General features: G+C 50.9%; 13 protein-coding genes. 5 read left to right on the top strand and 8 right to left on the bottom strand.

The features are described 5' to 3' along the window. Window positions 1–159: 159 nt before the first annotated feature. The 5 genes from tyrS to BG910_RS07750 all read right to left on the bottom strand — a co-directional run bounded on the left by tyrS (window position 160) and on the right by BG910_RS07750 (window position 4,770). Window positions 160–1,455, bottom strand: a complete 1,296-nt coding sequence (gene tyrS, locus BG910_RS07735; RefSeq protein ID WP_089036342.1) for a tyrosine--tRNA ligase — start codon at window positions 1,453–1,455, stop codon at window positions 160–162. 792 nt (window positions 1,456–2,247) lie between these two features. Next, window positions 2,248–2,553 carry a hypothetical protein gene (locus BG910_RS12320; protein WP_123805964.1) on the bottom strand — a complete coding sequence of 102 codons (306 nt, stop codon included), beginning with the start codon at window positions 2,551–2,553 and terminating at the stop codon, window positions 2,248–2,250. Window positions 2,554–2,613: 60 nt separating this feature from the next. After that, window positions 2,614–2,964, bottom strand: a complete 351-nt coding sequence (locus BG910_RS12325) for a hypothetical protein (RefSeq protein WP_123805963.1) — start codon at window positions 2,962–2,964, stop codon at window positions 2,614–2,616. Between the two features lie 171 nt (window positions 2,965–3,135). After that, entirely contained in the window at window positions 3,136–4,227 is a 1,092-nt protein-coding gene (ychF, locus tag BG910_RS07745; RefSeq protein WP_089036344.1) for a redox-regulated ATPase YchF, read from the bottom strand. 111 nt (window positions 4,228–4,338) lie between these two features. After that, complete coding sequence (locus BG910_RS07750; RefSeq protein ID WP_089037189.1) at window positions 4,339–4,770, bottom strand: EamA family transporter; 432 nt, start codon at window positions 4,768–4,770, stop codon at window positions 4,339–4,341. Window positions 4,771–4,929: 159 nt separating this feature from the next. Between BG910_RS07750 and BG910_RS07755 the strand changes: the two genes are divergently transcribed. The 5 genes from BG910_RS07755 to porB all read left to right on the top strand — a co-directional run bounded on the left by BG910_RS07755 (window position 4,930) and on the right by porB (window position 9,844). Next, window positions 4,930–6,606, top strand: a complete 1,677-nt coding sequence (locus tag BG910_RS07755) for a formate--tetrahydrofolate ligase (protein WP_089036345.1) — start codon at window positions 4,930–4,932, stop codon at window positions 6,604–6,606. Window positions 6,607–6,803: 197 nt separating this feature from the next. Continuing rightward, window positions 6,804–6,986, top strand: coding sequence for a type II toxin-antitoxin system HicA family toxin (locus BG910_RS07760; RefSeq protein WP_089037190.1), 183 nt, complete (start codon window positions 6,804–6,806; stop codon window positions 6,984–6,986). A gap of 108 nt (window positions 6,987–7,094) precedes the next feature. Then, on the top strand, window positions 7,095–7,499 hold the full coding sequence (locus BG910_RS07765) for a type II toxin-antitoxin system HicB family antitoxin (protein WP_089036346.1): 405 nt from the start codon (window positions 7,095–7,097) through the stop codon (window positions 7,497–7,499). Between the two features lie 83 nt (window positions 7,500–7,582). Beyond that, window positions 7,583–8,134, top strand: coding sequence for an oligoribonuclease (gene orn / locus BG910_RS07770; protein WP_089036347.1), 552 nt, complete (start codon window positions 7,583–7,585; stop codon window positions 8,132–8,134). A gap of 612 nt (window positions 8,135–8,746) precedes the next feature. After that, entirely contained in the window at window positions 8,747–9,844 is a 1,098-nt protein-coding gene (porB, locus tag BG910_RS07775; RefSeq protein ID WP_089036348.1) for a trimeric porin PorB, read from the top strand. Between the two features lie 154 nt (window positions 9,845–9,998). On the opposite strand, the gene parE is transcribed toward porB, so the two are convergent. From parE to BG910_RS12570, 3 genes are all read right to left on the bottom strand, one after another. Next, a complete protein-coding gene (gene parE / locus BG910_RS07780) occupies window positions 9,999–11,981 on the bottom strand; it encodes a DNA topoisomerase IV subunit B (RefSeq protein ID WP_089036349.1) in 1,983 nt (660 codons plus the stop codon). Between the two features lie 150 nt (window positions 11,982–12,131). Next, on the bottom strand, window positions 12,132–12,677 hold the full coding sequence (locus BG910_RS07785) for an RNA pyrophosphohydrolase (protein WP_089037191.1): 546 nt from the start codon (window positions 12,675–12,677) through the stop codon (window positions 12,132–12,134). Beyond that, window positions 12,665–12,805 (bottom strand): hypothetical protein, encoded by a 141-nt coding sequence (locus tag BG910_RS12570; protein WP_198344852.1) that lies wholly within the window; start codon window positions 12,803–12,805, stop codon window positions 12,665–12,667. Before BG910_RS12570 ends, BG910_RS07785 begins: the two co-directional genes overlap by 13 nt. Window positions 12,806–12,838 lie beyond the last annotated feature (33 nt).

Here is a 12,838-nt window from a genome sequence, read left to right on the forward strand (position 1 = left end):
GATAAATTGGAGGCTAAAAATTCTTAAGAGCCTATATTATTAAGGCTTGTGGCGGTTTTTAGATCCTTTTTTGTCATTTATGCCGAATTAAAGACCGCTGAGAATGAGGTATTCTCAGTGGTCTTGCAAAGGCTCGATCTTTATTTATTGCAAGTTCGGTTATTTCCAAACCAAAAGAGCATGGTTGCGGCGGCCGCGGCGCAGGATGGTGTATTTCCCGAAGCGTTTGTGATCGTCGGTCAAAAGATACGCATCGTCGGGTTTTTCCGACGCGAAGTTGGCGTTGTTTTTTTCGGCGGTTTGGCCGTTTAAGGCAACGGCGTTGCCGGAAACGAAACCGCGCGCTTCTTTGTTGGAAGCTGCGAGTTTGGCGGTAATCAGAGCTTCGACCACATTCAGACGACCTGATACTTCAAACACGGGCAGGCCGTCGAGGGCGAGCTGTTCGAAGTCCGCTTTGGTCAGATTGCTTTGGTCTTCGGCAAACAGGCTTTCGGAAATGCGTTGCGCGGCTTTCAGGGCTTCTTCGCCGTGAATCAGGCGGGTCATTTCTTCGGCCAGAATACGCTGCGCTTCGGGTTTCGCGCCGCTGGCTTGGTCTTTCGCTTCGATTTCGTCAATCTGCCCGACGGTCAGAAACGTGAAGTATTTCAAGAACTTATATACATCGGCATCGGCCACTTTCAGCCAGAACTGGTAAAACTGGTAGGGCGAAGTTTTCTTCGCGTTCAGCCACACCGCGCTGCCTTCGGTTTTGCCGAATTTGGTGCCGTCGGATTTGGTTACCAGCGGCAGGGTCAGGCCGAACACCTGTTTCTGGTTCAGACGGCGTGTGGTGTCGATGCCCCAAGTGATGTTGCCCCATTGGTCGGAACCGCCGATTTGCAGCACTACGTTGTGGCGGCGGTTTAGTTCCGAAAAATCATAGCCTTGCAAGAGCGCATAGGAAAATTCGGTAAACGAAATGCCCACGTCGTCGCGCTCGATGCGCTGTTTGACCGACTCTTTCGCCAGCATCGCGTTCACGGAAAAATGCTTGCCGATGTCGCGCAGAAAGTCCAAGCAGCCCATGCCGCCAAACCAGTCGTAATTGTTTGCCATCACCGCCGCGTTGTCGCCTTCGAAACTCAAAAAAGGCTTGAGCTGGCCGCGGATGCTTTCCACCCAGCCTTGCACGGTTTCGGCGGAATTCAAACTGCGCTCGACCGCCTTGAAACTCGGGTCGCCGATCATGCCCGTCGCCCCACCCACCAGCGCAACCGGCGTATGCCCCGCCTGCTGGAAACGGCGTAAGGCCAATACGGGAAGCAGATGGCCGATGTGCAGGCTGTCGGCGGTGGGATCGAAACCGCAGTAGAGCGCGATTTTCTGCTCGTTCAACAAGGTTTCGAGGGCTTCAAAGTCGGTGGTTTGCGCGATCAGGCCGCGCGATTGGAGGTCTTGGAGGACATTCATAGGTTTCTTTCAGTGCTTAAATATAATTTATAGTAAGATGGCTTTTTCAGGGTAAGCTGGGCTTTAGCCTAGCACAGATAAGTTATTAAAAATCTGGTAGGCAATTTAACCATCAGTTGTGATAAATATCTGCTTTAGGATTGTCTCCCTAGATTGAAGGATATATTCCTTGTTTGGCACACTTTAAAAAAGTTGAATAAGGCAATCTCTTGTTTGATTAAAATAACCATGCTTGACAGGATTATAGCCAATATAATCCATATGACTGGCAAAATCACGTTTATCTCGAATAGTATGTTCCCAATAACGCCGCTGCCCAATGCCCTGTTCAAGCTTGGCTTTACGACTGATGCTGACTACCTATTTAAATAGCAAGTTTCATGAAAACAGAGTTTCAAATTGGTAACAATGGTTGAGCAGTGTCCGCTATTTTGACATTGTTATAAGTATATGAACGTGTTCGGGTAGAGCGATCATGCTGTGAAGCTTGAAAGGATGTTTTTCACTAGTTTGCCCGAATGCCTGCCTGAATTTTTGGATATGTTTCATAATCAGCAGCCGACAAAGATTTTCAAGCCGAATATTAGAAAGAAACAAACGCTGTATACGGGGTGGATACATAGATTCGCATTTTTCAAACGGCCTACAGTAGTATAAAGATTGCAGCTTTTGTTTTGGATATCGACTGGATTTAGCTTAGCAAAGTCTGGTTATAGCAAGTTTTAAGACAGGTATTTATAATTCATCTTAAGACATGAAAAAGGCCTGCAAACTAGACTTTAGTTCGGCAAATTAAAATTCATGAATTTTAACCGTACCTTTAAGGTTTTGTTCAGAGGACTCTGGGTATAAAGGGGATCCATAATCTATTTCAAATCCTGATTCAATTAACCAGTTAGAAAATCCTATTATATTTTTTGTACATATTTCATCATTAATTTTATCATGTTTAACTTCCAAGAGTTTTTCTGTATCTCCAGATCTAATAATGGAACCATTTTTTATTGAACCTGTTTTCAAGCATTCCCAAAAAGAATACACTATATTAGCTGCTGTAGGATTTTCACAAGTTTTTATGAAAAAAAGGTTTAAATTCATATAACTGCTTAATTTCGTATTTTTTTGATAGCTCACTATAATTTGAATTTTTTATTGAGGCTATATTGGATATGAGTATGTTATGCTCCATTTGTTCTTTACAAATGCTTTTTGTGCTTCAATTTCTGCTTTATAGAATAAATCTAACCAATCCATACTATCTATTTTGTAGTAATATTGATTATTTATTTTAATGGAGTTAACTTTAGCGGGACCTAACCCTTGATTAGATAAGTAAACTCCATATTCCTTAGTATCTTTTTCACCTTTGGGAAATAGGCTTAGCAAAGGAGTAACTGATTTCTTGCTATGATCAATGTTACTTTCATTTGATTTGTAGGCAATATATATAGCAATACAGCAGCAATAGCTGAAAATAATGCAGAAATTGCAGACAGCCATGCTGGCCATGCTGATTCATTTTTTTCCTGTTTTCGCTGATCCATAAACTTAAGTATTATATTTTTAAGACAGACTAGATCATTAAAAATATTAATTTTAGTCTAGAACTTGCTGGGCTGATGAAGCCCAGCATACATTGCACAACCCACAGTATTAATATCTGTTTGTTTCGGATAAACATCACACATTAAACAAAAAGTGCATCACATCGCCGTCTTTCACTACATATTCCTTGCCTTCCACGCGCATTTTGCCGGCTTCTTTGGCCTTGGCTTCGCCGCCTAGGGCCACGAAGTCATCGTAGGCGATGACTTGGGCGCGGATGAAGCCGCGTTCGAAATCGGTGTGGATGACGCCGGCGGCTTGCGGGGCGGTGTCGCCTTTGTGGATTGTCCATGCGCGAACTTCTTTTACGCCGGCGGTGAAGTAGGTTTGCAGGCCGAGCAGGTCGTAGCCTGCGCGGATGAGGCGGTTGAGGCCGGGTTCTTCCAAGCCCATTTCGGCGAGGAATTCGGCTTTTTCTTCGTCTTCTAGTTCGGCGATTTCGCTTTCCATGGCGGCGCATACGGCGACGACGGGCGCGTTTTCTTTGGCGGCCAGTTCTTTCAGGCGGTCGAGATGGGGGTTGTTTTCAAAGCCGTCTTCGGCGACGTTGCCGACGTACATCGCGGGTTTGGCGGTCAGCAGGAACAGGGGGCGCAGCATGGCGAGTTCTTCTGCGTCGAGGCCGAACGAGCGCACGGGTTTGCCTTCGTCCAAATGCGGCAGCAGTTTTTTGCACAAATCCACCAGTTTTTGCGCATCTTTGTCGCCGCTGCGCGCGCGTTTCTCTTCGCGGACGATGGCTTTTTCCACGCTGGCCAAGTCGGCCAAAGCCAGCTCGGTGCCGATGGTTTCGATGTCGGCAATGGGGTCAACCTTGCCGGCGACGTGGACGATGTTGTCGTCGTCGAAACAGCGCACCACGTTCACAATCGCGTCGGTTTCGCGGATGTTGGCGAGGAACTGGTTACCCAAGCCTTCGCCTTTGCTGGCACCGGCCACCAAGCCGGCGATGTCCACAAATTCCACGATGGCGGGCTGCATTTTCTGCGGGTTGACGATTTTCGCCAGTTCGGCCATGCGCGGGTCGGGCACTTCGACGATGCCGACGTTCGGTTCGATGGTGCAGAAGGGGTAGTTGGCCGCTTCGATACCGGATTGGGTAAGCGCGTTGAAAAGTGTGGATTTGCCCACATTGGGCAGACCGACGATGCCGCATTTTAAGCTCATGTTTTTTCCTGAAATTGCAAAGAAATTTGGTCGGCAATTATAGCATATCCGACGGGTTTTGCAGGGGATGGGGCCGTCTGAAAACAGATGCCGGACAGCCTTTCAGACGGCCTAACGCTTCAGCGCCAGTGTCAAAACGCCCGCCGTAACCAGTCCCAAGCCTATCCATTCCTGCGTGCTCGGGCGTTCGTCTAAAAACACCACCGCCATCAGCGCGACCAAGACAAGGCTGAATTTATCGACAGGGGCGACTTGCGAAGCGGTGCCCAGTTGCAGGGCTTTGAAATATGCGAGCCATGATGCGCCGGTGGCGAGGCCGGAGAGGATGAGGAAGGTCCAGTTCCTCCCCGTAAAACCGCCCACACCCTGCCATTTGCCGGTGTAGCTGAGAAACAGCATCAGCGCGGCGAGGATGACCAGCGTGCGGATAAACGTGGCGAAGTCGGAGTCGATGCCCTGCAAGCCGATTTTGGCAAAAATCGCCGTTAGTGCGGCGAAACCTGCGGAGGCCAGCGCCCAATAGAGCCATGAATGTACCGCCATTTTTTCTCCCTTGTCCAGATGAACGGTTTTGTTGAACGACCGCCGTTTTTTCACTGCGATTCATTCTCATAAAACGCTATAATAGAAGTATTGCCGCCGCAAAGCCAGCGGATAGCGTGTTATTTAATGTTTTCAAACATTTGCCATAGAGGAGTTGTCATGAGCTTCAAATCCGATGCCGAAATCGCCCAATCTTCCATCATGCGCCCGATTGCGGAAATCGCCGCGAAAATCGGTTTGAACACCGAAAAAATCGAACCTTACGGCCATTACAAAGCCAAAATCAACCCTGCCGACGCGTTTGCCCTGCCGAAAAAACAGGGCTGTCTGATTTTGGTGACGGCTATCAACCCCACGCCCGCAGGCGAGGGCAAAACCACCGTGACCATCGGTTTGGCGGATGCGCTGAACCATATCGGCAAGCAGGCTGTGATTGCCCTGCGCGAACCGTCGCTCGGCCCCGTGTTCGGTGTGAAGGGTGGCGCGGCGGGCGGCGGTTATTCGCAGGTTTTGCCGATGGAAGACATCAATTTGCACTTCACCGGCGATTTCCACGCCATCGGCGCAGCCAACAACCTTCTGGCCGCCATGCTCGACAACCACATTTATCAGGGCAACGCGCTCAATATCGACCCCAAACGCGTGCTGTGGCGGCGCGTGGTCGATATGAACGACCGCCAGTTGCGCAACATCATCGACGGCATGGGCAAGAGTGTGGACGGCGTGATGCGTCCGGACGGATTCGACATTACTGTCGCTTCCGAAGTGATGGCGATTTTCTGTTTGGCAAAAGACATTACCGATTTGAAAGAACGCTTGGGCAGTATTCTGGTTGCCTATGCCAAAGACGGCAGCCCCGTTTACGCGCGCGATTTGAAAGCGCACGGCGCGATGGCGGCCTTGCTGAAAGACGCGATTAAGCCAAACTTGGTGCAAACCATCGCCGGAACGCCCGCATTCGTTCACGGCGGTCCGTTCGCCAACATCGCACACGGCTGCAACACCGTAACCGCCACCCGTTTGGCCAAACACTTGGGCGACTATGCCGTCACCGAAGCCGGTTTCGGCGCCGATTTGGGCGCGGAAAAATTCTGCGACATCAAATGCCGCTTGGCCGAACTCAAACCCGATGCCGCCGTGGTCGTCGCCACCGTGCGCGCGCTCAAATACAACGGCGGCGTGGAACGCGCCGATTTGGGCGAAGAAAATCTCGACGCGCTGGCAAAAGGCCTGCCCAACCTGTTGAAACACATCAGCAATCTGAAAAACGTGTTCGGCCTGCCCGTGGTCGTCGCGCTCAACCGCTTCGTTTCCGACACCGACGCTGAGCTGGAAATGATTCAGACGGCCTGCGCACAACACGGCGTCGAAGTTTCGCTGACCGAAGTATGGGGCAAAGGCGGCGCAGGCGGCGCGGATTTGGCGCAAAAAGTCGTCAATGCCATCGAAACCCAGCCCAACGGATTCCGTTTCGCCTACGATGTCGCCGACAGCATTCCCAATAAAATCCGTGCCATCGCCCAAAAAATCTACGGTGCCGAAGACGTCGATTTCAGCGCTGAAGCCCTCGCCGAAATCGCCTCGTTGGAAAAACTCGGCCTCGACAAACTCCCCGTCTGCATGGCCAAAACCCAATATTCCCTGAGCGACAACGCCAAACTGCTCGGCCGCCCCGAAGGCTTCCGCATCAATGTGCGCGGCATCACCGTCTCCAACGGTGCCGGCTTCATCGTCGCCCTGTGCGGTAACATGATGAAAATGCCCGGCCTGCCGAAAGTGCCCGCTGCCGAGAAGATTGATGTAGATGAGAACGGGGTGATTAGCGGGTTGTTCTGATTTAGCTTGAACTTAACGGTTAGATAACTCGTCGCAAACTAACAGGCCATCTGAAAGCAGAGTGCAGCTTTCAGATGGCCTGTTTATGTGTAAATGCACACATAAATCTTGACGGCAAGATTGAGATGTGTAATTATACACACATGGCAAACCTGCCATACTTTTTCATATTTCAGACGGCTGAAAAGGATACAGCGATGACGAGCAGTGAAGTCATTAAGCTGCTTGAAGCCGACGGATGGTATTGTGTTGCCACCCAAGACAGCCACTGGCAGTACAAACACCCTGATAAAAAAGGCCGTGTAACGGTACCCCATCCTAAAAAAGACTTGCCGAAAGGTACTATCAACAGCATTTTGAAGCAGGCGGGCATCAAGTAACTCAAAAGCAGCAGGACTTTCCTGCTGCCTTTTGATATATCATGCCGATTAGTTGGACAACTCACGGGTCTGACATTTTCAAACTATGACCATATTGAGGGTTTTATTATGTTTATTCCGGTTGCCATTCATAAAGATGAAGAATCGATATTTGGTGTATCCGTACCTGATCTTCCGGGCTGTTTTTCATACGGTGAAACAGAGGAAGAAGCCTTGCATAATACCCGACAAGCTGTAGTATTTCATGTTGAGGGTATGTTGGCAGATGGTGAATTCGACAGCTTGACCCCCAGTAGAATTGCCGATTTGCAGGAATCTGGTGATTACGATGGTGCAACCTGGGCTTTGGTTGACGTGGATTTGAGCAAAATCAGCAACAAGCAAACCCGCTTCAATGTGAGCTGGCCAGAATATCTGTTGCGCCGAGTGGATGCCTATGCCGCCGCTCATCATGAAACCCGTTCCGGTTTCTTGGCCAAAGCCGCACAGCAGATGTTGCAACAGCAATCATAGCTCTGATTTCCAAATACAGGCCGTCTGAAATCAATCCTGTATAATTCCAAATCTTGCAAAAATTCCCAAAAAGGCCGTCTGAAATGCCCCAAAACGCAAACAATCTCTGCTGGCTCGATATGGAAATGACCGGCCTGAACCCCGAGACCGACAAAATCATCGAAGTGGCGGTGATTATTACCGACCAAGATCTGAACGTGTTGGTGCAGTCGGAAGTGTATGTCGTCCACCAGAGCGACGAGGTGTTGAACGCGATGGACGAGTGGAACACCGCCACACACGGCCGCACGGGGCTGACGCAGCGCGTGCGTGAGTCGAAGCTGACCGAGGCCGAGGTCGAGCAGAAGCTGCTGGACTTCATGGCCGCTTGGATACCCGAAAAAGCCACGCCGATGTGCGGCAACACCATCCATCAAGACCGCCGCTTTATGGTGAAATACATGCCGCGCCTCGAAGCGTATTTCCACTACCGAAACTTAGACGTTTCTACCCTGAAAGAACTCGCCCGCCGCTGGTACCCCGCCGTTGCCAAAGGCGTGGTCAAACGCGGTTCGCATCAGGCTCTGGACGATATTTTGGAAAGCATCGAGGAAATGCGCTACTACCGCGAACATTTTTTGAAACTGCCTGAGTAGGACGTTTGGTAAGATTAAGGCCCGAGACCTTTGCAAAAATCAGAAATATCCGCCTAAAGGCCGTCTGAAACGGTAAACACCTTAACGGACGTCATTCCCGCCTGCGCGGGAATGACGTCCGTGAAAGTTTCAGACGACCTCTTCGGTTTTTGCAAAAGGTACCATACACACTATATAATATATAGTAATAGTAAATATAGTAATAGTAAATCTGTTTCAGACGGCATAAGCTTCAGGTCTGACTGAATCAAATTGCGGCAAATGCCGGTCGGCTTAAATTTAATTAAAGGGCGTGATTTTTGAGGCCTTAACAAAAAAATACACTACCCGCAAGGAATAACCGCTCAAATTTGCCGTAGTGTTGTAAAAAAACATATACGACAGAATTTATACATAACCAAATGATTATAAAGGGAAAAAATCAGTCGTTCTTCGGTAGGGGAGGCGGGATTTGAAAAAAATACGGCACAAAACGCAAATAAAGTTTGTTTTTTTGCGCCCTACCCATTATAGTAAAGCTGTGGAATCGCTGATTCCCAGCGATGTAAAAGCGTAGGTAGCTTCATTCGAACTACTTAAGTTGTTTCTTCATAATAGAAAAGGAATACAGCAATGAAAAAATCTCTGATTGCTCTGTCTTTGGCTGCTCTGCCTGTTGCCGCAATGGCTGACGTGACCCTCTACGGTCAAATCAAAGCAGGCGTTGAGGTTTCTAAAGTTAAAGTAACCACCAACGGTAACACCCAAAAATCTGCTACCGCTTCAGAAATCGCCGACTTCGGTTCGCGCATCGGTTTCAAAGGCCACGAGCACTTGGGTAACAATCTGAATGCCATTTGGCAATTGGAGCAGAATGCTTCCGTAGCCGGTACTGATAATGGTTGGAGTACCCGTGAGTCCTTCATCGGTTTGGAGGGCGGCTTCGGTAAAATCCGCGCCGGTAAACTGGATACCACCGTTAAAAACACTGACGATGCCATCGACCCTTGGGAATACAGCAACCCTGCTTTAGGTATGGGTGTATTCACTCGTGATTCAGTTAGCGAACGCAAAGTATCTGCACGCTACGACACTCCCGTATTCGGCGGTTTCAGTGCCAGCGTACAATACGCTCCACGCGACAACGAGAACCCGGACGATAAATATAGCCACGCAACTGCTAGTGGCGACACTTATTATGCCGGTTTGAACTATGAAAATTCTGGTTTCTTCGGTCAATATGCTGGTGGCTATCGTAAACACACTCTGCTGAAAAATGACGATGGTACTGTCCGTCGCTCGTTGGGTCGCAAAGACGGCCAACTGCACCGTTTAACTGTCGGTTATGATGCCAACAATTTGGCTGTTGCTGTTGCCGGCCAATACGGTAAAAATTGGGAATCTTACGGTCAGTACCAAAATGCCTTGTCTAACGGTCTTATTGATGCGGACAGCGATGACCGTGCAGTAGAAGCTACTGAGGTTGCAGCTACTGGTGCATACCGCTTCGGCAACGTTACTCCGCGTATTTCTTATGCCCACGGCTTCAAAGCTAAAGCAAACGGTGTGAAACAGGATGGTTCCGAATACAACCAAGTAGTTGTCGGTGCCGACTACGACTTCAGCAAACGCACTACCGCTTTGGTATCCGGCGGCTGGCTGAAAGCCGGTAAAGGCGATAACAAAATCCAAAACTACGGTGGTTTGGTTGGCCTGCGCCACAAATTCTAATCTGAAAAGATTAGCCTGAGAAAGAGCCTGCTAAAAAGCAGGCTCTTTTTTCATTGCCATTTTTTCTCCTTAAACAACAATCCCCCGCCTCGCGCCTGTCGTTTCGAATATCTAAGGCCGTCTGAATTCCAGACGGCCTTTCCTCAACCTCAAATCAAATATCCACTTCCGCCGTATCGCCTTCGCGTTCCATCCAAGCGCGGCGGTTGGCGGCTTCGCCTTTGCCCATCAGCTTCACGAAAATGCTCTGCGTTTCGTCGCCCGCATCTTCGGGAATTCGTACCTGCAACAGGCGGCGGGTGTCGGGGTGCATGGTGGTGTCTTTGAGCTGGTCGGGGTTCATCTCGCCCAAGCCTTTGAAGCGGCTGATGGAATATTTGTTTTCGCTCAAACCCTCTTTGTTCAGCCGCTCGAGAATGCCGTCCAGCTCGTTTTGGTCGAGCGCGTAAAACTTTCGGGCGGGCTTGTTTTTGCCCTGCGCGTTCACGTCCACGCGGAACAGCGGCGGTTGGGCAACGTAGATATGACCGTCTGAAACCAGCTTGGGGAAGTGGCGGTAAAACAGCGTGAGCAGCAAAACCTGAATATGCGAGCCGTCCACGTCAGCATCCGACAGAATGGCAATTTTGCCGTAGCGCAGGCCGCTGAGGTCGGGGTTGTCGTTCACGCCGTGCGGATCGACGCCGATGGCGACGGAAATATCGTGGATTTCGGCGTTACCGAAAAGCTGGTCGGCGTGCACTTCAAAGCTGTTCAACACCTTGCCGCGCAGCGGCAGAATGGCCTGCGTGGCCTTGTCGCGCGCGAGTTTGGCCGAGCCGCCCGCCGAATCACCCTCCACTAAAAACAGCTCGTTTTCGCGGATGTCTTCGCTTTCGCAGTCGGTCAGCTTGCCGGGCAAAACGGCTACGCCGCTGCCTTTTTTCTTCTCGATTTTCTTCACCGAACGCATCCGTGCCTGCGCTTGCTTAATCGCCAATTCGGCGATTTTTTTGCCTGCTTCGACGTTTTGGTTCAACCACAATTCCAGCGGATCGCCCGACACGGCGGCCACGAGCTTGAGCGCGTCGCGGTTGGTTAATTTGTCTTTGGTCTGGCCTTGAAACTGCGGGTCGAGCACCCGCGCGGACAAGACAAACGCAACTTTGCCGAACACATCGTCGCTCTGCACTTTCACGCCGCGCGGCAACAGGTTGTGGTGGTTGATAAAATTGCTTACCGCTTGAAAAACCGCCTGTTTCAAGCCCGCTTCGTGCGTGCCGCCCAGCGGCGTGGGAATCAGGTTGACGTAGCTTTCGCTGGCGCACGAACCTTCTTCCAGCCAGGTCAGCGCAAACGCCGCGCCTTCGCCCACGGTAAAATCGCCGTCGTGCCCAGCCGGAATGTAGTTTTCCGAAGCGAAAACGGGCACGGCTTCCTGCGCTTCGCTGATCAAATCAGAGAGGTAGCTTTTCAGGCCGTTCGGATAATGCCAAGTCTGCGTCTGCGGCTCGGTTTGGCCTTTGGGCGTGCGCGTCAGCGACACTTCCACACCCGGCAACAGCACGGCTTTGGCGCGCAATAGCCGTTCCAGCTCGGTAATGCTGTAATTGGGCGACTCGAAATATTTGCCGTTCGGCCACACCCGCACTTCCGTGCCCGAATCGCGTACCGCGCATTTGCCGATTTGCGCCAGAGGCTCGATGACATGGCCGTCTGAAAACACGATGCGGTGAATCTGCCCTTCGCGTTTGACCGTCACTTCCAAACGGCTGGAAAGCGCGTTGGTGACGGATACGCCCACGCCGTGCAGGCCGCCTGAAAAAGCATACGCACCGCCGCCGCTTTTCTTGTCAAACTTACCGCCCGCATGAAGCTGGGTAAACACCAGTTCGACCACCGGCAGCCCCTCGGTCGGGTGCAGCCCCACCGGAATCCCGCGCCCGTTGTCTTTGACCGATAAAGAACCGTCATCATGGATTTCCACCTTAATTTCCGTGGCAAAACCGCCGAGCGCTTCGTCGGCAGCGTTGTCGATGACTTCTTGGCAGATGTGGGTCGGGCTGTCGGTGCGGGTGTACATCCCCGGGCGTTCTTTGACGGGGTCGAGCCCTTTTAGGACGGTAATGCTGGATTCGCTGTATTGTGTTTTGCTCATATCGGTTGCGGGGTGCGGGATTAAAAGATTCGGGCGGTATTCTAACACGTTACACCGCGCTTTTCAGACGGCCTCAAACAGGCCGTTTGGCCGTCTGAAAACAAAAAACGCTTTCAGGCCGTCTGAAAGCGTTTTTATCAAAACAGACATTCAATCTGCATTGCGCAGGCTGAACGCCTCGTAAGTTCCCATGCCGCGCAGGAAGCGGGAAAGTTCGCTTAAAGCGTTGAGATATACATCCCGTTTGAAATCAATCACTTCGTCAACAGGCGCCCAATATTGGTGCCAGCGCCAGCCGTCAAACTCGGGGTGTAGGGTGGCGCGCAGGTTGACATCGCTTTCGCGCCCGACCAGACGCAGGAGGTACCAAATCTGCTTCTGCCCGCGGTAAGAGTCGCGCCATTCGCGGCGCACCCAGTTGCTCGGTACATCATAACGCAGCCAGTCGCGCGTGCGCCCCAAGATTTTGACGTGTTGCGGCAAGAGGCCGACTTCTTCCATCAGTTCGCGGTACATCGCCGTTTCGGGGCTTTCGCCCGGCTTGATGCCGCCCTGCGGAAACTGCCATGAATGCTCGCGCACGCGCTTGCCCCAAAACACTTCGTTCCGCTGGTTGGTCAGGATAATTCCGACATTGGGGCGATAGCCTTCTCTGTCTAACACGGTGCCGCCCTTCGTTAAATTTAATCGCGTAATTTTCCCATAAACCCGCCCGCTTTGACAAATCCGCCGCTTTTCAGACGGCCTGTTCCGCGCCCGAAAACAAATTTGAAACACAAGTCTGAAAGGCTGTCTGAAAAAATATTGTTTACGATGAAAACCATAGCTTGGCCGTCTGAAAAATTTACCGTTTTATT

Source organism: Neisseria chenwenguii (genome assembly GCF_002216145.1).
Lineage (GTDB): Bacteria > Pseudomonadota > Gammaproteobacteria > Burkholderiales > Neisseriaceae > Neisseria > Neisseria chenwenguii.